This window comes from Sphingomonas sp. jy18, assembly GCF_056931895.1.
In genome coordinates this window covers 998,489-1,019,484 of the sequence record NZ_JBXPBT010000001.1, presented here as the reverse complement: position 1 = coordinate 1,019,484, position 20,996 = coordinate 998,489, and the positions used below count along the sequence as shown (strand labels likewise).

Genomic DNA, 20,996 nt, shown 5'->3' with positions numbered 1-20,996 from the left:
CCGGGCAACTGTCCGAAAGACTGTCCGGCGCGCGGCGACGGTGGCGCGGGGCGGGTCGAGCGGACCGAGGAATGAGGGTTTCGGACAGTATGCCGGATGGTTGGCCGGATAGCTGGCCGGACAGTCGGGGGCGAGGAATTCTGCGGGTTACGGACAGTTGGACGGTAGATTGTCGGCATTGGTGTTCGGTCATGCGCTCGCGCGCGTACTCCCCCAAGGTTGACACTAGTGTCCGGAAGATAGGGGTTAGATGATGATAGTGGGTACGAAGGGTGTGGAGATGGCGACGCTGGGTTCGGCTTTCCCGCTCGCAGGCGAGCGCGCGGCGGGGCCGCTGTCGGCCGAGGATGTGCAGGCGGCGCTGGTGGATGCGTGGCGGCTTTGGCGGCGGTCGCCTGGTGGTGGGCGTTGGCCGTTCGCCAGCGACGGGCCGTGGCACCTGATCACGCGCGAGGGGCGCGCCGGCGACTGGGATGCGCGCGGGGTCGACGGAGAGGCACCGCCGCCGCGGGAGACCGGCTTGTCGATCGACGAGGTGGCGCGGCGCGACCGCGTCTCCGCTTGGCTGGCGGTGGTGCCCGAGGTGGATCGCCGGTTGGTGACGGCGGTGATCGAGCAGCTGGGGCGCGGGGCTACCAGGCCGGACTGGATGGCGCTGCGCGCGGTGTTCCGCAACAGGCAGGGCGCGGCCTATGGGGCCGATGGCTTGCGCAAGCGCTATGGCCGGGCGCTGATCGCTATGGCGCGGCGGGTGTCGATGGGTGGTCGGCCATGACCCCGACACCACAAGAGATAGCTGCGCGGCTGAGTGAGGCGCAACGGACCGACTGGATACGCACTGTGCTGACAGTCAACGGCACCAGACCGCAGCGCATGGCCTTCATCGACGGCTACAACGGCGTTGCGATGACCGGTCGATATTCGCCGCAGATGAAGGATGCCCATGCCCTGGGCATTCGCGTCCGCACAATCTTGGGGACAAGCAATGCATGAAGCCGATCTGGACTATCCCGTTGCCGCACCGGACGGCATTCACCCGCGCATTTTCCGCGCCATGCTCATTCAGCACATGGCCTTGCGCTACATGAAGGCCGTGCCCGATCTGGACCTGGACGAGGGCATGGATGCCGCCGTCGCCACTTATGAGACGGACTGGGATACCGACCCTACGCCGCGCTCCTACGAACAGGCAGACGAGGCCGTCGATAGCGACCTGCAATACTGGAACGAGGAATGACATGACCGCAATGCATGAAGCCGAGCGTATCAGGGCGTTGGCGGAAGCGGAGGCCACCGTTGAGCGCCTAAAGCGGGAGATTGCCGCCGCCGATTGTCGCGAAGTCGGTTGCCAGATGGTTTATGTTGGTGGGCGCAACGCCGGTTGCGGCGACGGTTGCGAGTGTAGCGTTCCTGTCCATGTTTGCCCCAAGTGTGGGGACAGCGACTATGGCGACAATGCCGAGGCTCACGAAAAAATCGCGGCCTGCGCCCGAGACGATCACCCAGGGCACGACTTCCCTTAACTTAGCCCCACACCCGCAGCCGCCCTGATCGCGGCGATGGAGGAAGTAGATGCAAACCGATAAACAAGCGCGCCGGTCGATGGTCGCCCGTTACCGGCAAGCGTTCAAACACGCTGGCGACATTGCGACAATCATTGACGCTAAAACCCCCGAAGAATTGTCCGCAGAGGAATTGTCCACGCTCCGCCTGACAGCACATGATCTTTTGCAATGCGTGCACGAGTTCAATGCTTATCGCAACGTGGTGCTCACATGACCCCCACCCCCGCCGAGACCGCGCTGTGGCGGGCGCTGGCGTTCGATCCCTTAACAGTCTGGCAGGCTGAGTAGGTTGTTGGGCGGGAACCCGTCGCCTTCTGTGGTCAGGTAGCGACGATATGTAGTGGGGTGTACTCTCGCGATGACTGCTACTCGTCGGCCATAGACCATAGTCCAAAAGGTGTGGCCTGCATCAATTAGTGCCAAGACCGTGTCGATTGTCAGATACTGACTGCCAATAAGGAACCCATCCAAGCGGCGGTCGTGGTCTGCTCCATCCTTGCGGCTGTGGGTGATCTGATAGTCTGACATCGCGCCCTCCATTAGTTTTCGGTGACTTCAGCATGATCTTTCACCCGCGGCGTGTGATGTGCATCACGATCATTCCGCGCTGAGACCCGCGCAATTACGTGTGCGGAACGTGTCAAGCCCCGGAATGCATCGGCTCGGCAAATATTCCTGTCCGTTTCCGGGCTGAATTGTGGGACATAGAGGGCATGCTTGTCGCTGGCGTTCGTCCGGTGGCGGCATGACCCCAACCTCTAGACTGACGGCGCAGGTGCAGCGATGCACTCTGCGCCGTTCGCTTTGGGGCCATAGGATCGGCGTCACGTGGGCAGGCTGAAGGCGGTAACGGGGAGGCTGGCATCGCCAGCGCCTCGCATCGTCGCACCGCCCAAGCGGGCCGAGCCCTTCTATCAGTCGCCGCAATGGCGCGACCTGGTGCGCGACGTGAAGCGCGAGCGCGGGGCGTGGTGCCAGCGGTGCGGATCGAAGCATCGAGTGATCGCCGACCATGTCGTCGAGCGGAAGGACGGTGGGGCCGATCTCGACCCGGCGAACATCGAGCTGCTGTGTCAGGCTTGCCACAACAGCAAGACGGCGGCGGCGAGGGCTCGGCGGGCGAGCGGCGCGGCGTGACGGGCCGGGGGGTGGGGAAAAGTCTGGGGGGCTGAGGGCCTGCTGACCGCAGCCCCTCTCATTCAAAGGTTTTTTTCTTCGTGATGGAAAATTCTGGGCAGGATCAGGGTGGCGGCGCGGCTTTGCCGGTGGCGCTTGACCTGTTCGGCGACCCGGTTCCGCTCAATCGCGGGCGCAAGGGGCGGCCAGCGCATGTGCCAACCGCGCAAAACCGTGGGTTGGTGACGATGCTGGTCGCGACGGGCCACAAGCCCGACGACATTGCGGCGGTGCTGCGGGTCACGAAGCCCACGTTGCGGAAGCATTATTTTTCCGAGCTGGGCGACAGCAAGATCGAGCGGATGCGGGTGCGCGGCAAGCTGCTGGTGCAGATGATGACCGAGGCGCTGAAGGGCAATGTCGGTGCTGGGAAGTTCATCGCCGGCGAGCTGGCCCGTGCCGAGCTTGGCGCTTCGCCCGACGCGGCCAAGAGCAAGGCGCCGCCGAAGCAAACGCCGCTGGGCAAGAAGGAGGAGGAGCGGCTCGCCGCTTATGGCGCGGGGCGTGAGACCGGATGGCAGGATCTGCTGACGACGCACTGACGTTGCCGTTGTCAGACGGGTGGACCTTTGCCTGTCCTGACTGGAAGGAGCGGCTGCGGGACGGACGAAGCCTGATCCCGACGCTGCCGATCGACCAGGCTGCGGCGTCACGAGCGGTGCAGATATTCAACAAGCTGTGCCTGCCCGATGTGCGAGGGCCGAAAGGCGAGACCATCGCGCTGCAGGATGCGGCAGGCGACTGGGCCCGCGACCTGGTGGCGGCGCTGTTCGGATCGGTTGATTCCACCGGGCTGCGGCGAGTGGCAGAGCCGTTCGTGCTGGTGCCAAAGAAGAATTCGAAGACGACCAACGCCGCGGCCATCATGGTGACCGCGCTGTTGCTGGAACAGCAGCCCAAACAGATGTTCTATCTGTACGGGCCGACGCAGGAAATCGCAGACCGCGCATGGGCTCAGGCCGAGGGCATGATTGCCGCCGACCCGGACAAGGTGCTGCAGAAGCGGTTGAAGCCGAGGAAGCATCTGAAGCTGATCGAGGATCTGGTGACCGGCTGCATCCTGAAGGTGCAGACGTTCGATCCTTCGGTGGCGACAGGCGCCATTCCGAAGGGCCAGCTGATCGACGAGGTGCATCTGCTGGGCGGTGTCAGCCATGCGGCCGACACGCTGGAACAGATACGCGGCAACATGCTGGCGCGGCCCGACGCGTTCATGATGCAGATCACGACGCAGTCGGACAAGCCGCCGGCGGGTGTGTTCAAACGCGAGCTGGCGCTGGCGCGGTCCATCCGCGACGGCGGGTTCAGCGGCCCGGCGGTGCGTATGCTGCCGGTGCTGTACGAGTTTCCGGAAGAGGTGCAGACCGACCCGGCAAAGCCATGGGCGAACCCGGCCATCTGGCCGCAGGTGCTGCCCAATCTTGGCCGTTCGATCAGGCTCGACCAGCTGCACGCGGCATGGTTGGCGGCGCAGGAAAAGGGCGAGGAGGAAATCAGGCGCTGGGCCAGCCAGCATCTGAACATCCAAATCGGACTGGCGCTGCACAGCGACCGGTGGCGCGGGGCGGACTATTGGGAAGGCGCGGCCGACCCTGAAATCGTCTCGCTCGATGCGCTGCTGGAGCGGTGCGAAGTTGCCACCGTCGGCATCGACGGCGGCGGACTGGATGACCTGTTCGCGGTCGGCGTGGTGGGTCGTGAACGGGCGACGAAGCGCTGGCTGGCGTGGGGTCATGCCTGGGTGCAGCCGGATGTGCTGGAGCTGCGGAAGGACATTGCGCCGAAGCTGCTCGACCTGGCCGAGCGTGGCGATCTGACGATCTGCAAAGAGGTCGATCAGGATATCGCGGAAGCGGTAGCGCTGGTGGTGCAGGTTCGCGATGCGGGTTTGCTGCCGGAAAAGGACGCGATCGGGCTCGACCCGCAGGGGGTCGGCGCGTTGGTCGATGCGCTGGAAGATGAAGATCTGACGGCACCCCAAGTGGTTGCGGTCGGGCAGGGATATCGGCTGTCGTCGGCGGTCTGGACGTGCGAGCGCAAGCTGAAAAGCGGCGCGATGGCGCACGGCGGGCAGGCCTTGCTGGCCTGGGCGGTGGGCAATGCGAAGGCCGAGCAGCGCGGAAACGCGGTGCTGATCGAGAAAAGCGCGGCGGGCAAGGCCAAGATCGACCCGCTGGTGGCGGTGTTCAACGCGGTGAAGCTGATGGAACGGGGGCCGGAAGCGGCGTCGGTCAGCCCGTATCGCGAGCGTGGGCTGTTGGTGATTTAGGATTTTCATGGGCTTTTGGCGCGACTTCTTCTGGGGGCCATCCCCTGAAGCGGTTGCCGCAGGGTCTGTGTCTGGCGGTGGCGGGCCGCGCGCTTCGGTGATGGGCACCGAGGTGACGATCACGACGCCGCAGCAGCTGGAAGATTATCTGCGGGGCGGGTTGCAGTCGGCATCCGGGCAGGTGGTGACGCCGACGACGGCACTGACCGTCGGCGCGGTGTTCGGTTGCGTTCGGCTGTTGACCGGGGCCGTGGCGAACATGCCGGCTCGGGTGATGCGGCGGATCGACGACCAGACCCGTGCGATCGCCAGCGAGGCGCCGCTGCACCAGGTGCTGACGCGGCGGCCGAACAAGTGGCAGAAGCCGGCGCAGTTCAAGCGGATGCTGACCGCGCACCTGATGCTGCGCGGCAATGCCTATGCCTTCAAGGGCCGGAACCTGCGGGGCGACGTGACATCGCTGACGCCGATGCATCCTGACCGGGTGAAGGTGAAGCAGCTCGACGATCTGACACTGCAGTACACATGGACGCGCCGGGACGGGCGGGAGATTATCTTCGAGCAGGGCGAGATCCTGCACCTGATCGGCCTGTCGCTGGATGGCATCGTCGGCGTGTCGCCGATCACCTATGCGCGGGAGAGCATCGGCGAATCGATGGCGATGCAGGCGCATGGCAATGTGCTGTTCAAGAACGGCGCATCGGTTTCCGGCGCGCTGCAGCTGCCGGCCAACCGGACGCTGAACAAGGAGCAGGCCGAGCATCTGCGCGCGCAGATGGACGAGTATCGCTCCGGCGGGGCCCGCGAGGGCAAGATCATGGTGCTGGAAGACGGGCTGGAGTGGAAGGACATCGGCCTGACCTCCGAAGATGCACAGTGGATCGAGGCGCGGAAGTTCACGCGCGGCGAGATTGCGATGTTCTTTGGCGTGCCGCCGCACATGATCGGCGACACCGACAAGGCGACGAGCTGGGGTACCGGGCTGGACAGTCAGGGCCAGAATTTCGTGACCTACACGCTGGAAGACTATCTGACCGCGTGGGAGGAAGGGCTGACGGTCGATTGTCTCGACCCGGTGCGCGACGACGACAAGTATGTGCGGCTGATCCGCGCGGCGCTGGTGCGCGGCGACATCAAGACGCGGTGGGAGGCCTATACCAAGGGCCTGCAGTGGGGCGTGTTCAGCCCCAACGAAGTGCGTGAAATGGAAGACATGAACCCCCGCGAGGGCGGGGATATCTATTATCCGCCGCCGAACATGACGGCGGCCTCGACGGAAGGTGTCACCAATGTCGCTCCGTGAACTGCCCAAGGCCAGCGCACCGGCGCGGCCGAAAAATTTCCAGTGGGACGCACCCAGCGACGTGCTGGCGCAGTGGGCCACGACGCCGCGTGTTGCCGCTGACGATGGCGACCCGAGCGTGATCACCATGTACGACATGATCGGCGAAGACTGGTGGACCGGTGGCGGGGTGACGGCGGTCGCGGTCGAGCGCGCGCTGCGTGCCGCGGGTCAGGTGCCGGTGACGGTAAAGATCAACTCGCCAGGCGGCGACATGTTCGAAGGCATCGCCATCTATAACCTGCTGCGCGAGCACAAGGCGAAGGTGACGGTCGAGGTGATGGGCTGGGCGGCAAGCGCGGCATCGATCATCGCGATGGCCGGCGACGAGATCGTGATGGGGCTCGGCACGTTCATGATGGTGCACAATGCCTGGGGCATCACCATCGGCAACCGGCATGATTTCCAGTCGGCATCCGAGATGTTCGCGCAGTTCGATTCGGCGATTGCCGACATCTATCAGGCGCGCACCGGGGCCAAGCGCGCGGACATCGTCAAGCTGATGGACGCCGAGACTTTCATGGCGCCCGAGGATGCGATCAAGAACGGCTTTGCCGACAGCAAGGCCGACATCGCCGGCGGGACCGGCACAGCTGCGAACAGCGCGGACCAAGCGCTGATGGCGCGGCGACAGACCGAAGCGGCACTGGCGCGAGCGGGATTTTCCCGCACCGATCGCAGCCGGATGCTTGCCACCCTTTCCGGTGCCCAGCGCGATGCAAGCACCGACCCCGCCGCGCGCGATGCAGGCGAAATCGATGCCGGATTGCAGCGTCTGATCGAGACGTTTGCACGGCCCATCTGAGGAGATATCCGATGAAGACCACGAATTTCCCCCGCGCTCGCGGGGTTTTTGCTGCGCGCGCCGATGCCGGTGCGCTGAAGGCCACGATCGACGCGCTGAATGGCACCGTCGAACAGTTCCGCAATTCGGTCGATGAGCGGCTGAAGCAGCTCGAAAAGGGCCGCGAGGATGTGGTGACCAATGAAAAGGTCGAGCGCATCAACGCCGATGTCGGACTGCTGACCAAGGCGGTAGAGGACACCAAGGCCTCGATCGACGCGCTGAAGATCGGCGGGGGCGGTCAGCTGGGTAACCCGGCTGCTGCACAGCATCGCGATGCGTTCCTGAACTGGATGCGGCGTGGTGCCGAGCCGGACGCCGGCATGCGCTCGCTGGAAGTGAAGGCGGCGCTGACCACGGACAGCGATCCGGATGGCGGCTATCTGGTGCCGGAGCAGACCGATTCGACCATCAGCCGCGTGCTGATGCGGGTTTCGGCGATGCGCTCGATGGCACGCGTCATCCGCACCGGTGGCGGGCCGTTCAGCCTGCTGGTCAATCAGGGCGGTGCCGGTGCTGGCTGGGTTGCCGAAAAGGATGCACGTCCCGAAACGGCGACGCCGAAGCTGTCGGCGCTGACCCCGCCGAACGGCGAGCTCTATGCCAATCCGGCAGCAACGCAGCGCTCGCTCGATGACGCCGCGTTCAACGTCGAGACCTGGCTGGCCGACGAAATCGCCGTTGTGTTCGCCGAGCAGGAGGGAGCCGCTTTCATCACCGGTGACGGTACCGAAAAGCCGCGCGGCATCCTGGCCTATCCGACGGTGGCAAACGCCAGCTATGCATGGGGCAGCCTGGGCTTCGTCGTCAGCGGTGCCGCTTCGGCGTTCCTGACGCCGACGACGACCGCGTCGCCTGCCGATGCAATCGCGGATCTGTATTACGCGCTGCGTGCCGGCTATCGCGACGGGGCCAGCTTCCTGACCAGCGATGCGACGCTGGGCACGATCCGCAAGTTCAAGGATGGCAATGGCACCTGGCTGTGGGCGCCGCCCACCGCCGACATGCCGGCCACCATTCTGGGTAAGCCGGTGATGACCGACGACAATATGCCGGCGGTCGCGGCCAATGCCTTCCCGGTGGCGTTCGGCAACTTCAGCCGCGGCTATCTGATCAACGACATCGGATCGACCCGGGTGCTGCGCGACCCCTACACCAACAAGCCCTACGTCATGTTCTACACCACGAAGCGGGTCGGTGGCGGGATCACCAACTTCGAGGCGATCAAGCTGCTGCGCATCTCGACCTGAGCCCCGGCAGCGGGCTGACGATACCCCGCCGGTCAGCGATGACCGGCGGGCCTGCCGGAGAGTCCGGCCTGACCGTTGGCAGCGCCAGCGGAGATCTGACATTCGCAAAGGATATCCATCATGCAGGACATGCATTCCGAGACCTCGGCTGCCGTCGCCATCGAAACGGCGGTGCTTTCGGCCGACAACACCCCGCCCGCCATCGACCTTCAGGGGTTCGGCGCGGCGGAAATCATCCTGTCGATCGGCGCGGGTGGCATCACCTTCACCGGCACCAACAAGATCGATTTCGTGCTGACGCACTCTACCGACAACAGCACCTACACCGCAGTCACCACGGCCGACATGCTGGGCGTGACGGTGGCCAGCGGCGGCATCATCAAGACGCTGTCGGCCGCGCACGCCGCCGCAGCGGTGTATCGCTACGGCTATCGCGGCGGTCGGCGCTACCTGAAGCTGCTGGCCGACTTCAGCGGCACGCATGCCACCGGCACGCCGATCTCCGCAGCGGTGCTGCGCGGCGAGGCCGAGATCGCGCCGACGGCCAACCAGGCCTGATCGCGCGTCAGCGGGGCCAGCGACATGCTGTTCGAACTTCAGCCGGGGGCGCTGCCCGACGGCTATTGCGAGAGCATCCTGTCGCTGGCCGCCGCGAAAGCGCATCTGCGGGTGCTGCACAGCAGCGAAGACGATGTGATCGAGGCGCTGCGCGATGCAGCCGTCGACATGATCGAGCAGATGACATCGTTGTACCTTGCCCGGCGGGATGGGCTGGTCTGGAAGTCGACCGGCTTTGGGGCGGGCATGGTGCTGGGCCGGGGGCCCAGGGCGGAGGTGGCGAGCATCGCCTATGACGACACCGCTGGTGTCGAGGTGGTGCTCGCCGCCGACGATTGGCGCATCGGCCCGCATGGCCGGCTGCTGCCCGGCTATGGCAAGTCGTGGCCGGGCAACTGCGGCGGCGAGGTGCGTGTGACCTTTTCCGCAGGCTTCGACGACGTGACGACCGAAAAGCCGGCGCTGGTGACCGCAGTGAAGATGATGCTGGCGCGGTTGTTCGACATCCGCTCCGACGTGGTGACCGGCACGATCGTGGCCGATGTGCCGCATGGCGTGGCCGCGATCTGCAATCTGCACCGGATGCCGGTGGTATGAGCGTGCAGGCCGGTCAGCGCGATCAGCTGATCGTGTTCGAACGCTGGTCTGAGACTGGCACCAATGACCTGAACGAGCCGGTCGGTGCGTGGGCTCAGCTTGCCCAGGCATGGGCCATGGTGCGCTGGGGCAGCAGCAGCGAGCGGATCGAAGCGGCACGTCTAGGTGGCGCGCAGCAGGCGATCTGGACGGTGGACAGGGTGCCCGAATATGTGGCGGTGACGATCACCGACCGGATCAGGCAGGACAGTACGGTCTGGAACATCACCGGCATTGCGCCGATCGGCCGCGAGGCCATCGCCTTCACGACGGTCCGGGAAGTCGGCTGATGGCTGTCGGGACCGGTCTGCTGGCCGATATCGCGCTGGTCGGCAATGCCGAGCTGGATGCAGCTCTGAGCGCGCTGGGCTCTCCGGCGGAGATTGCAAAGGCAGCGCGGCAGGCGCTGCGGAAGGGTGCGACGCTGGTCGCGCGCGAGCAGCGGAAGCGGGCGCCGAAAAAGAGCGGCGAGCTGCGCAAGGCGATCAAGGTGGCGACAAAGGCCAACTGGGGTCGAGCCACGCGGCAGTTGCGGATGATCGCGGAGCGGAACGGCGAAATCCAGTTGTTCATCGGCATCGATGCCAGCGTCGACCGGGGGCGACGGGCAAAACAGCCGCGCATCGCGCGAGGCAAGAACAAGGGCAAGTGGCGTCCGCGTCGCACGGTCAACAGCGTGGCCTTCCGGGCCGGTGTGCTGGAGCATGGCAGCGCGACCGTTGCAGCCGTCGGCTTCATGCGCGGCGGATACCAGGCCGCCAAAAGCGCGGCGAAAGCCGCGATTGCCGGTGATCTGAAAAACGCGATCGAAGCGACGGCGAAGCGCGCCCGGGTGCGGCGTGCGCGGCGGGTGCAGCGTGCGCTGGGGCGGCGGTGATGTGGGAAGAGGCGGTGATGCAGCGCCTGCTGGATTGGCCCGACGTGGCCGACCAGGTGGGCCGCCGGATCTACTGGCAGTTGGCCCCACAAAAAGCCGCGCGTCCGCACATCGTGCTGACGGTGATCGATGACAGTCGCCCGCGCACGATGGACGGGCCCGACGGGTTCCGGGAATCGCTGCTGCAGGTCGATGTCTATGCGGAAGGCCAGCAAGGCTACGCTACCGCGAAAGAGATCCGCGAGGCGGTGATCGCCTGTTTCGATGAAGGCGGCTTTTACGACGGGGTCCGGTTCGACCCCGCACAGGTGAATGCGCTGGATGGATCGGCCGAGGCCGGAACGGACAGCATGATTATCCGGCGGGAACAGATTGACCTGCTGATCTGGCACGACTGAAAAGGAGTAAGGCGATGGCCCACAATGCGACGACCGGCAACGGTACCGAATTCTGGCTGCACGATGGCACCAGCCTGGTGAAGCTGGGCGAGATTTTCGACGTGCCGGAAATGCCGGCGGCTTCGCGCGAGCTGATCGAGGCGACGCACATGGAGTCGGGTGACTTCATGGAGTATCTGTCGGCGCCGCGCCGCGATGGTGCGGAAGTGACGCTGCAGATGAACTTCGTGCCGAACAGCGCCACCGACCAGCTGTGCCAGGCCGCGTTCGATACCGGCAATGCCCGTGCGTACGAGCTGGTGTACAAGATCGCCGCAGGCACCAAGCGCAAGAAGGCCGGCACCTGCATCGTGCGCGACTATCGGGTGACCAACCCGATCAGCGACCGCCGGGTTGGCAGCCTGACCGTCAAGTGGCTGGACAAGCCGACCGATAGCGCGGTGGCCTGATCATGGCGAGCAACAGCATCAAGGGTGAAGTCGGCTTCACCGCGCTCGGCCAGCAGTGGACCGGCGTGCTGAACACCAACGCACGCTGCGAAATGGAAGATGCGTTCGGGCGCGGCTTTGCCAGCCTGGTGATCGACGCGTTCGGCCTCGGCGCATCCGACGAGCAGCCGAGCGCGGAGCAGGCCAGCGATCCCGAAGCGCTGCAGCGGTTCGCGCTGGAGCGGGCCAAGCGGATGAACATCCGCTTCCTGCGCGGTTTCCTGTTCCACGCGTTGCGGCAGCGACACCCGAATGTGACCAGCAATGACGTCGGGTTCATCATTGACGAAATCGGCAACGCCGAGGCGTTGTCGCTGGTCGATCGGCTGCTCGGCCATTCCGAACCGGAAGCGGATGCGAGTGCCGAGGGAAAGGGATCACCCGCGCCGAAGCGGAAGCGCTGACCGATTGGTGGCGGCTGCTGGCCATCTGGATCAAGTGCGGGTTCGATCAGCAGCAATTCTGGGAAGTGACTCCGCGCCACTATCACCTGGCGGTGAGCGTGGCGCAGGGCAGCTATGATTTCAGCGTGCCGCTGAGCGACGCGGAAGTGATGGCGCGGATCGAGCGTAGCATGAGGGGCTTGTAGGATGGCGACGGACGTCGGTACGCTCATCGTCACGATGGGCCTGGAGTCTGATGGCTATCGCCGCGGGCTCTCCGATGCCAAGGCCCAGAACCGCGACTTTGCCCAGTCCGCCGATACAATGAGCAGTCGGGTCAGGCGGTCGCTTGCCAATCTTGGTGGAGGCACGACCGGTTACCAGCGTGATCTGCGTGGCGCTGGCGCCGAAACGCGCCGGTTCGAACAGATTAGCACCGGCATGACCAACCGGGTAAAGGCCGGGCTGGTGGCGCTGGGCGGTGCCTTTACGATCAGCATCGTGACCGACGCGGTTCGGCAGGGCCTCGATTACGCCAGCGCGCTTGGTGAGCAGGCGCAGCAACTGGGCGTGACGACGCGGTCGCTGCAGGAATATCGCTATGCCGCGACACAGGTGGAGCTGAGCACCGAAGAGATGGACAGCGCACTTGCGCGCCTGACCCGCACGATCGGCACATCCCCTGAAAAGCTTGAGCGGCTTGGCATCGCCACGCGCGACGCCAATGGCCACTTCCGCGATGTCGGTGACATCTTGCCCGATCTGGCCGAGAAGCTGCGCGGCATGGATGCAGCCGAGCGTGCGGCCGTGCTCGTTGATCTGTTCGGCCGCTCCGGTCAAAAGCTGGCACCGCTGCTCGCCGATGGCGCGGCGGGCGTCAACAATCTGAGGGACGCGGCGCAGCGGCTTGGCCTTGTGCTGAGTGACGAGCAGATACAGAAGGCTGACGAAACCGCCGACAAGCTGAGCGCACTGCGCACCGTACTGGAGGCGCAAATCGCCGGCAGCGTGTCTGACAATACCGACAGCATCCTCGCGCTGGTGCAGGCGCTAACCGATCTGGTGGCGTGGAGCGGGCGGGCCGTAACGGCATGGCGCGGCTTTAGCCAGACCGTGGAGCGGCGCATCGCCAACACGCTGACATACAGCCCGTTCGAATCCGATCGCGCCGACGGTCGGCGACGCATCCGTCAGCTCAATCAGGAACAGTTCGGTGGACAGCCGGTCGAATTGACCATGACCAACGAACAGGCGGCGGCCCGGCGCGCTCGCATCCCGGCGCCCGTCGGAAACCTTCCGTCAAATCCGTATCTCAGCTCTCCGGCATTGTCGCGGCTCGGACCGCAGCGCAACACGCGCAATTTCATCGACGATTTGAGCGATCAGGTGCTGAACGGCGCGCCGCAAATCGAGGCGCGGGTGGAGCGGATGCTGACCACTATGGCCACCAGCGCCCAGCGCGCGGGGCCGGAGGTGGCGGTGCCGATCGTCAATGCGCTGCAGACCGTTCTGAATCAGACGACGCGGATCAGCGATGCGGCGCAGCCGCTGATCGACCGGCTATTTCCGGAGGCAGCGCGGCTCCGCACCTATCAGGAGGAACTGGCGCTGTTGCGGACCGAGTTCGATGCCGGGCGACTGAGCATCGACCTGCATGCCGAGGCGGTCAACCGGCTCAATCGCGAATATCGCGGCATCCCTTCGACAGCGGAGTTCGCCCGCGATGCGGTAGCCAGTCTCAACCTGTTCGGCGATGACGGGAAAGCAGCAATCGATGCCCAGACCGAACGCGAGTTGCAGCGAAACACCGAGGCGCTGATGCGCAGCTGGGGCATTGCGGCGGACGGGCTGGAGGCGACCAACGTGCGCATCGTTGAAAGCTTTGCCGAGATGACACAGGGGGCGCTGGACTCGATCGACAAGCTGACCCGCGGCATCAAGTCGGGCAACATCCTCGACATCGTCAGCGGCATTCTCGGCGCACTCGACAAGATCGGCGCGATTGCCGGTGGCTTCAACGTCGGGCCATTCGCGTTCGGTGGCGCGCGGGCCGAGGGCGGACCGGTGTCTGGCGGGCGGACCTATCTGGTCGGCGAGCGTGGGCCGGAGCTGTTCACGCCGTCCCGTTCCGGCGCGATCATCGCCAACGACAATCTGCGCGGCGGCAGCAGTGCGATCCGGGTGACGATCGATGCCGGGCCGGGCATCCACGCGATCGCGCGTGATGAATCCGGGCGGATGATTGCCCAGACTGGCCCGACGATTGCCGCCGGCGGCAGCCTGCTCGCGCAGCAGGATCTCGCTCGACGCAACGCCTATGCGATTCCGGCCTGATGGCTGTTGTCGATCTTCCAGATTCGCCGGGCCCGCGCGAGTTCAGCCCGGTCCCTGTCGATTTCGGCGGGGTGGAACGCAGCCCGACCGGCGGTGCGGCGCAGCGGGTGCTGGGCCGGGGCAACCGGTGGAGCATGGAATTCGTCATGCCGCCGCTGGAGCACAATGCCAACGGTCGCACCTGGGCGGCGCGGCTGTCCCGCGCGGTGCAGCTGGGTGCGCGGATCGAAGTGCCGCTGACCGCCGGCAACCAGGGCAACCCCGGCACGTCGGTGGTAGTGGACGGGGCCGGGCAGACCGGCACGACGCTGAACGTGCGCGGCCTGACGGCGGGGTGGGCCGGGCTGGAGGGATATTGGCTGTCGATCGTGAAGGACGGGCGGCACCATCTGCACATGCTGGCCGCCAATGTGACGGCGAGCGGCGGCGGCACGGCGGCGCTGACGCTGAACGAGGCGCTGCGCGTGCCGTTCGCCGATGGGGCCGCGGTGCATCTGGCGGCGCCGAAGATCGAAGGCTTTCTGGTCGGTGACCCGCGCGGGTGGACCGTCAACGTGATGCGGCATGTGGGCCTGTCGTTCGCGATCGAGGAAGCTGTGTGATGGATGTCGTGCAGCCGCTGGTCCTGCTGCGCATCGACTGGCGCAGCGGATCGACGATGCGGATCTGCAACGGCGGTTTCGTGGTGTTCGGCGGCGACACCTATCTGAGCGAAGATCCCGTGTTCGGGTCTCTGGTGACAGCCGAGGCGCTGAGCGATGGATCCGGCGACCAGGTGACGGCGGTGCAGCTGATGCTGAAGCCGGCGAGCGACATAAGCATCCCGACGCTGGCGCAGCCCAACAATGCCAAGAGCCGGGTACGGGCGTGGCTGGGGGAAAGCGATGCCGCGACAGGCGTCATCGTCGGGACACCGCGGTTGGAATTCGACGGGCTGGTCGAGCGGATGAGCGTGCGGGTCGGCCGTGGTGCGCGGTCGCTGGTGATCGACGCGGCAGCGCGGCCGATCAAGCTGCTCGACTTCTTCGCCGGGCAGGCGATGTCGTCAGCCTATCACAAGCGGGTGTGGCCCGGTGAGACCGGGGAAGATGCGCGGACCGGGCTGGGCATTCCGGTGGCCTGGGGCGCGCCATCGCCTCCGCGCGGATCCGTGACTGGTGGCGGCAGCGGCGGCGGCAGCGGCGTGGGCAGCGTGTTGCAGCAGCTGAACGTGCGGAACGTCTGATGCATGAACTGAACCGGCGGAGGGCCGCCACGGCGAAGGTGTGGGCGAAGTTCCGCCAGCGCCGGTTCGATTGGGACAAGGGCGGCACCTGCATTCATCTGGGCCGCGCGCAGCTGCGGGCGATGGGGCACCGGCCTCCGCCGATCCCGCGCTTCTACTCGGCGCTTGGCGCGCGGCGGGCGCTGGCGAAGGCAGGCTTTGGCGAAGTGGCCGACATCTTTCGCAGTCTGGGCCTGCCGGAGATCCCCGCGGCGCGGCTGTGGGTGGGGGATATCGCGATCGTGCCGGGCGAAGGGATGGACAGCATCTGCATTTGGTCGGGCGATCAGCTGCTGGGCTATCATCAGGACAGCGATGGCGGGGTGGTGGCGTTCGAAGGGGAAGACATGCTGGCGCATGTCAAAGTCGCTTTCAGGTTGTGAGGCAGTAAGAACGGATGGCTAAGGCGCTGCGTGCAGTCGGCAAGATTGCAGGCGTTGTCGCCACCGTCGCGTCCTTCATTCCCGGCGGACAGGCCATCGCTGCGGCAGCGGCAGCGGTGTCCGCAGTAGCCAACACTGGCGCGCAGCTGCTGGCCAAGAAGCCGCCGGTGCGCGGGGCGGTGAACAATGTGCTGGTGGCCAGCGAGGGCCCGATGGCCTGCATCATCGGCCGCAGCTATTATGGCGGGCAGCTGACCTATGACCGCGGTTACGGGCCAAAGGTCGACGATGTCGAGAATCCGTACCGCTTCCTCGTCGCCACCTACGGCATCGGCCCGGCGGAGAGCATCGAGAATATCCTGATCGACTTCGCGCCGATCAGCTTCAGCGGCACGGCAGCAACCGGCTTCTACGCGGGGTTCCTGTACGCCAGCAAGCAGCTCGGCGCGCAGCCGGAATCGAGCGCGCTGACCCCGCAGTGGAGCGGGGCGCCGGACTGGGGCACCGCATCGAAGCTGAGCGGCAAGGTGGCGGTGGGTCTCTCCGCCAAATGGGACAAGAAGGGGAAGAAATGGCCGAGCGGGCTGGGCCAGCCCGGAATCGTGGGCGTGCAGCGCAAGGCCTATGACCCGAGGCTGGACAGCACGCAGCCGGGCGGATCGGGCAGTTGCCGCGCCAATGACGAATCGACGTGGGTGAACGATGCGAACGCGGCGCTGCAGGCCGGAACCTACATCCTCGGCCGCCGGCAGAACGGGATGCATGTGTTCGGCATCGGCGACACGGTCGACGCCATCGACGTGCCCACCCTGATGGCTTGGGCCAATGTGTGCGAGGTCAACGGGTGGGAAGCAAACGGGGTGTTGATCGAGAGTGGTCAGCCCGGTGAGCGCTGGGCCAACCTGAAGCGGCTGTGCGCGGCAGGTGGGTGCGAGCCGATCCTGCTCGGGACCGGCTACAGCTTCCGCTATCAGGCCCCGCGCGTGGCGCTCGATACGATCACCAAGGACGATTATGCCGACAGCGAGATCAGCTACGACGCGGTGACGTGGAGCCGCGAGCGGCCGAACGGGCTGATCCCGAAGATCCGCAGCGAATCGCACAAGTGGGAAATGACCGCCGGCACGCTGATCCAGTATGCCGACTATGTAACCGCCGATGGCCAGTCGATCACGCAGGAAGCGCCGTGGGAGATGGTGACGGACAGCGGCCAGGGCGCCGAGCTGACCGCCTATCGCCTGCTCGACCAGCGCGAGCTGGGCCCGTTCGATCTTCCGCTGAAATGGCGGATGCGCAGCTATGGCCCCGGCAGTCTGCTGGTGTGGGACGATCCGGAATTGGGCATCGATTCGATCACGATCGAGGTGCTGCGGCGGACCATCGACGTGGTGGCGCGGCGGGTGACGCTGACGGTGCAGAGCAAGACGGACGGCAAAGACGATTTCGCACTGGGCAAGACGACGACGCTACCGCCGGCACCGACGCTGACGCCGCCGAGCGACGTGGCGGCAGTTGTCGGCGCGGCAGTCGACGCCAGCAATGCCGCGCCGGTGATCGACCCCAGCATCCCGGCGACGGGCATCGAGGGCCAGAGCTGGTACGACAGCAACGACGACAACCGGCATTACATCTACACCGGCGGCGCGTGGGTGGCGGTGACAGCCGATGCGGTGACACCGCCGGCGGTGCGGACCACGCTGGGCATCACGGCACGCACGCAGGTGACGGCGGCGATCACCCGCACGCTGGACCCGGGGGAAAGCCTGCTGTGCGAAGCAGACATTCGGGTAACGCTGACCGGCAATTCGACGCAGACCATCACGATCCAGTGGCGCGAAGCGGGCGGCACCTATGCCACGCTGGGTAGCGCGAGCGACAGCGGCAGCGCGGCAGGTGACGTGGTCTATCCGCAGGCTCTGGCCACCCTCACCAACTCCGGTGCGGCGCGCAAGGTCTACGACGTTCGGGCGGTGTGTTCCTACACCGGCACAGCAGCAGCGACAGTGGACGCAACAGCGTCATTTTTCAGGGCGTAACAATGACCATCGAAATCAACAGCAACAACCGCGTCACTCTGGGCGCGGGGGAAAATCTCGTGCTCGAGCTACAGCTGGTCAGCGGATCGGTGGTGGATGACCTGGCGGGGCGGAGCTTTGCCCTGACGGTGTTCGATGCGGCGCGGGAGGTGATTGGCGGGGCGACCGGCAGCATCGAGAGTGACGAGGAAGGCAGCTATGTCGCATTCGGCGTGCCGGGCACGACGACCGACGGATGGTATGGCCAGGCCGGATTGCGCTATGAAATTGCCGAGATACTGGCAAATGGCCGTGACATCATCGTCACCGCCGCACTGGTGGTGCGCGCCTCGGCCGAGACGGTGTCCGGCAGCGCCGGCGTGGTGGATGGCCCCGCAGCGCGCTTCACCGCCACCGATCTGCAGGGCAACCGCCGCATCGTGGTATCGCAGCGCGGCGCGCCGGGGGTGCCGAATTCGCTGAGCATCGGCACGGTCACATCGTCAGCGCCGGGCGGTGCGGGCGCTGCCACCATCACAGGGAATGCGCCGGCGCAGACGCTGAACCTGACGCTGCCGCGCGGACCGATCGGCCCGGCGAATGTGCTGAGCATCGGGACCGTGACGACGGGGCCGGAGGGCGGCAGCGCTTCGGCGACGATTTCTGGCTCGGCACCAGCGCAGACGCTCAACCTGACGCTGCCGCGTGGCGATGTGACGCCGGAGGCGACGGCTGCCGCGACCGCTGCCTCAACCTCGGCGACCGCTGCCGCTACCTCGGCGGCTGCGGCGGCTGCCGCCGTGAACAGCGCCTTCCTCGCGTCGCCATATGTCAACGCTCTGCGGCTCGGGCGCGAGTCAAGCTCGGGCAATGCCGATGTTGTCGCAACCAGCACCTTCTTCGAGCAGCCGATCGCCGAGATCGGACCGACGGAGCGGTGGCGCGGGGTGGTGCGCTCCAATGGCCTGCATTTCCATGTGCCGTACGACGCGACGACGGTGCTGATCCACAACCCCGACACGGGCAAGATGTGGCGGACCAACTTCGGCCTGAACCTGTCCGGCACGCAGAAGTGGAACCGCGCGGTCGTCGGCCGCGACGGGCGCATCTATTGCATGCCGTTCAGCGCGACGACGATCCTGGTGATCGACCCGTTCACGATGACGGCGACGCTGGAGACATTCGGCCTGCCATCGTCGGTGCTGTCCGGCACGGGGAAGTGGGACGGCGGCGCGCTCGGATCAAACGGGCTGATCTATTGCGCGCCCTACAACAGCGCCAACCTGCTGATCATCGACCCCGCCAACCAATCGGCGCGCGCGGTGACGGCGACGCAACTGGGCCTGACGCCATCGACGGCGCTCGGCGCTTCGGCGAAATATTCGGGCGCGGTGGCGGTCGGCGGCAAGATCTACTGCATCCCGTTCGTGCTGGGCAATGCGCTGGTGATCGACGAAGCGACGACGACGGCGACACAGCCGACCTATGGCCTGACGCTGAGCGACAGCTCGAAATGGTCGGGCGGTGCGGTCTCGGGCACCAGCATCTATTGCGCGCCTTTTGCCGCGACCGACATCCTCGTCATCGACACGGTGGCGGGCACGGCGGTGCGGACGGCGATGGGTGCGACGCTGACCGGGAGCAACAAGTTCCGCGGTCTGGCGCGGGTCGGCAACCGGCTGTACGGCATCCCGCACGGCGCGACCAGCTTCCTCGTCATCGACCCGACCGACACCACGGCAAGCGCGCAGGGCACGGCGACGCGCAACAATTTCAACGCCTATGACGTGCGGGTGCCGACGACGACCGGGGATTTCAATTCGTCGGTCAAATGGGCGGGCGGGCTGGCCTACAAGGGCATCGTCTATGGCTGCCCGAGCGGATCGGTGACGGCGGGGCAGGACATCCTGATCCTCGACCCCGCAGCCAACGGTGGCGCCGGTCAGGCCTATCACACCGATGGTCGCGCGCTGACGACGCAGAATCTTGCGACCAAATGGTTCGGCGGGGTGCAGCATCCCAACGGCTATGCCTATTGCATTCCCGCCACCGCGACGGACTTCCTGATCATCAAGGATGACAATCCGAACGACGACAATCCGGTGGCCTTCCGCTCGACGATGGGCCTGACGCTGAACACCGAAAACCAGAAGTTTCAGGGCGGCGCGCTGCTCGGCGACAACTGCATCTATGCAATGCCGCGCTCGGGCGAGACCAACATGCTGAAGATCGACCCGAGCAATACCAGCGCCTCGCCCTACGGCACGGCGACACTGTTCGGCGCCAACACGGCGGTCGATCTGGACGCCGGAACGACAGGCAACTCGCTGGCCGTTCTGGCGGCGCCCTATGTCCTGGGCGGCGTGGACAGCCAAGCCTATCACAGCTGCGTCGAGGGCATGGATGGCAAGCTCTACGGCATCCCCTATCGCTCGGAAAAGGTGCTGATCTTCAACCATCGCGGTACGCCGGGATCGCTGACCAACCCGCAACTCGCCATCACCAACTTCGGCCTGAACCTGTCGGGTGCGGACAAGTGGGTAGGCGGCTGCCTGCATCCAAACGGCAAGATCTACTGCGGCGTGCGCGCGCGCGATACTTGCCTAGTGATCGACACCAACCCGCGCTCGCCAACCTATGGGCAGGCATGGCTGACCAATTTCGGCGTCAACCTGCAAACCGGCAGCGGGCTGACCGGGGATGCGAATCTGGCGATGAAGTGGAGCTATCCCAAGGTGGGCGCCGATGGCCGGATCTACATCGCGCCGCGCAAGGCCGCCAACTTCCTCGTCATCGATCCCGCCGACACCAGTCTGGACCCGCATGGCCGGGCGACATTCGAGACCTTTGGCCTGAACCTGTCGAGCTTCGCCGCGATCGACGGCTACTCGATCGCCAACAAGATGGCACCCGACGGCAAGCTCTATGTCGCTGCGCTGGAAGGGCTTGGCCCGGCGGGGACGGGGCCGTTTCTGGTTGTCGACACCATCGCGCGCACGGCGTCGTGGCAGACGTTCGGGCTGCCGACAAGCGGCGTGAACAGCATCAATACCGGCAACAAGGTGGCGGGGGCGATTCACACCTTGGCCGGCGCGATCATCTTCGTGCCGCGCTCCGGCCAGACCGCCATCCGCATCCGGCCACGCTGCACGCCTCTGCCGACTGCGGCGGTGTTCAGCCCGATGATGATTGCCAACTGACGAAAGGACCAATC

The 20,996-nt window shown here is 65.8% G+C and carries 24 protein-coding genes; 23 read left to right on the top strand and 1 reads right to left on the bottom strand.

Features of this window, described 5'->3' with window-relative positions; all coding sequences use genetic code 11:
• The first annotated feature begins 253 nt into the window (after positions 1-253).
• From AC0QC4_RS05075 to AC0QC4_RS05060, 4 genes are all read left to right on the top strand, one after another.
• A complete protein-coding gene (locus AC0QC4_RS05075; protein ID WP_483658617.1) occupies positions 254-775 on the top strand; it encodes a hypothetical protein in 522 nt (173 codons plus the stop codon).
• Positions 772-993, top strand: a complete 222-nt coding sequence (locus tag AC0QC4_RS05070; protein ID WP_483658616.1) for a hypothetical protein — start codon at positions 772-774, stop codon at positions 991-993. The genes AC0QC4_RS05075 and AC0QC4_RS05070 overlap by 4 nt, the downstream gene beginning before the upstream one ends.
• Positions 986-1,237: a hypothetical protein gene (locus AC0QC4_RS05065; protein WP_483658615.1), complete on the top strand. Its 252-nt coding sequence runs from the start codon at positions 986-988 to the stop codon at positions 1,235-1,237. Before AC0QC4_RS05070 ends, AC0QC4_RS05065 begins: the two co-directional genes overlap by 8 nt.
• 335 nt (positions 1,238-1,572) lie before the next feature.
• On the top strand, positions 1,573-1,779 hold the full coding sequence (locus AC0QC4_RS05060) for a hypothetical protein (RefSeq protein WP_483658614.1): 207 nt from the start codon (positions 1,573-1,575) through the stop codon (positions 1,777-1,779).
• Between the two features lie 50 nt (positions 1,780-1,829).
• Here the strand turns inward: AC0QC4_RS05060 and AC0QC4_RS05055 are convergent, their stop codons facing one another.
• Positions 1,830-2,093 (bottom strand): DUF3892 domain-containing protein, encoded by a 264-nt coding sequence (locus AC0QC4_RS05055; protein WP_483658613.1) that lies wholly within the window; start codon positions 2,091-2,093, stop codon positions 1,830-1,832.
• A 300-nt stretch (positions 2,094-2,393) separates the two neighbouring features.
• Here AC0QC4_RS05055 and AC0QC4_RS05050 point away from each other — a divergent pair, with 300 nt between their 5' ends.
• From AC0QC4_RS05050 to AC0QC4_RS04960, 19 genes are all read left to right on the top strand, one after another.
• Complete coding sequence (locus AC0QC4_RS05050) at positions 2,394-2,702, top strand: HNH endonuclease signature motif containing protein (protein WP_483658612.1); 309 nt, start codon at positions 2,394-2,396, stop codon at positions 2,700-2,702.
• A gap of 80 nt (positions 2,703-2,782) precedes the next feature.
• A complete protein-coding gene (locus tag AC0QC4_RS05045; RefSeq protein ID WP_483658611.1) occupies positions 2,783-3,283 on the top strand; it encodes a hypothetical protein in 501 nt (166 codons plus the stop codon).
• Entirely contained in the window at positions 3,256-5,010 is a 1,755-nt protein-coding gene (locus AC0QC4_RS05040) for a terminase large subunit (protein ID WP_483658610.1), read from the top strand. Before AC0QC4_RS05045 ends, AC0QC4_RS05040 begins: the two co-directional genes overlap by 28 nt.
• 7 nt (positions 5,011-5,017) lie before the next feature.
• Entirely contained in the window at positions 5,018-6,313 is a 1,296-nt protein-coding gene (locus tag AC0QC4_RS05035; RefSeq protein ID WP_483658609.1) for a phage portal protein, read from the top strand.
• A complete protein-coding gene (locus AC0QC4_RS05030; RefSeq protein ID WP_483658608.1) occupies positions 6,300-7,157 on the top strand; it encodes a head maturation protease, ClpP-related in 858 nt (285 codons plus the stop codon). The genes AC0QC4_RS05035 and AC0QC4_RS05030 overlap by 14 nt, the downstream gene beginning before the upstream one ends.
• Before the next feature lie 11 nt (positions 7,158-7,168).
• Positions 7,169-8,446: a phage major capsid protein gene (locus tag AC0QC4_RS05025; RefSeq protein WP_483658607.1), complete on the top strand. Its 1,278-nt coding sequence runs from the start codon at positions 7,169-7,171 to the stop codon at positions 8,444-8,446.
• A gap of 120 nt (positions 8,447-8,566) precedes the next feature.
• Entirely contained in the window at positions 8,567-9,004 is a 438-nt protein-coding gene (locus tag AC0QC4_RS05020; RefSeq protein WP_483658606.1) for a hypothetical protein, read from the top strand.
• A 24-nt stretch (positions 9,005-9,028) separates the two neighbouring features.
• On the top strand, positions 9,029-9,601 hold the full coding sequence (locus AC0QC4_RS05015) for a head-tail connector protein (RefSeq protein ID WP_483658605.1): 573 nt from the start codon (positions 9,029-9,031) through the stop codon (positions 9,599-9,601).
• On the top strand, positions 9,598-9,930 hold the full coding sequence (locus tag AC0QC4_RS05010; RefSeq protein WP_483658604.1) for a phage head completion protein: 333 nt from the start codon (positions 9,598-9,600) through the stop codon (positions 9,928-9,930). The genes AC0QC4_RS05015 and AC0QC4_RS05010 overlap by 4 nt, the downstream gene beginning before the upstream one ends.
• Positions 9,930-10,517 (top strand): HK97 gp10 family phage protein, encoded by a 588-nt coding sequence (locus tag AC0QC4_RS05005; protein ID WP_483658603.1) that lies wholly within the window; start codon positions 9,930-9,932, stop codon positions 10,515-10,517. Before AC0QC4_RS05010 ends, AC0QC4_RS05005 begins: the two co-directional genes overlap by 1 nt.
• A 17-nt stretch (positions 10,518-10,534) precedes the next feature.
• Positions 10,535-10,915: a tail completion protein gp17 gene (gene gp17, locus AC0QC4_RS05000; protein ID WP_483658602.1), complete on the top strand. Its 381-nt coding sequence runs from the start codon at positions 10,535-10,537 to the stop codon at positions 10,913-10,915.
• A gap of 14 nt (positions 10,916-10,929) precedes the next feature.
• Positions 10,930-11,364, top strand: coding sequence for a phage tail protein (locus tag AC0QC4_RS04995; RefSeq protein WP_483658601.1), 435 nt, complete (start codon positions 10,930-10,932; stop codon positions 11,362-11,364).
• 2 nt (positions 11,365-11,366) lie between these two features.
• Positions 11,367-11,807, top strand: a complete 441-nt coding sequence (locus AC0QC4_RS04990) for a hypothetical protein (RefSeq protein WP_483658600.1) — start codon at positions 11,367-11,369, stop codon at positions 11,805-11,807.
• Positions 11,808-11,993: 186 nt separating this feature from the next.
• Positions 11,994-14,120 carry a phage tail tape measure protein gene (locus AC0QC4_RS04985; protein ID WP_483658599.1) on the top strand — a complete coding sequence of 709 codons (2,127 nt, stop codon included), beginning with the start codon at positions 11,994-11,996 and terminating at the stop codon, positions 14,118-14,120.
• Positions 14,120-14,722 carry a hypothetical protein gene (locus AC0QC4_RS04980; protein ID WP_483658598.1) on the top strand — a complete coding sequence of 201 codons (603 nt, stop codon included), beginning with the start codon at positions 14,120-14,122 and terminating at the stop codon, positions 14,720-14,722. The genes AC0QC4_RS04985 and AC0QC4_RS04980 overlap by 1 nt, the downstream gene beginning before the upstream one ends.
• A complete protein-coding gene (locus AC0QC4_RS04975) occupies positions 14,722-15,345 on the top strand; it encodes a hypothetical protein (RefSeq protein WP_483658597.1) in 624 nt (207 codons plus the stop codon). The genes AC0QC4_RS04980 and AC0QC4_RS04975 overlap by 1 nt, the downstream gene beginning before the upstream one ends.
• Entirely contained in the window at positions 15,345-15,767 is a 423-nt protein-coding gene (locus AC0QC4_RS04970; protein WP_483658596.1) for a DUF6950 family protein, read from the top strand. The genes AC0QC4_RS04975 and AC0QC4_RS04970 overlap by 1 nt, the downstream gene beginning before the upstream one ends.
• Positions 15,768-15,781: 14 nt before the next feature.
• Positions 15,782-17,803 (top strand): hypothetical protein, encoded by a 2,022-nt coding sequence (locus AC0QC4_RS04965; RefSeq protein ID WP_483658595.1) that lies wholly within the window; start codon positions 15,782-15,784, stop codon positions 17,801-17,803.
• Positions 17,804-17,805: 2 nt separating this feature from the next.
• Entirely contained in the window at positions 17,806-20,982 is a 3,177-nt protein-coding gene (locus AC0QC4_RS04960; RefSeq protein WP_483658594.1) for a hypothetical protein, read from the top strand.
• Positions 20,983-20,996: the final 14 nt, after the last annotated feature.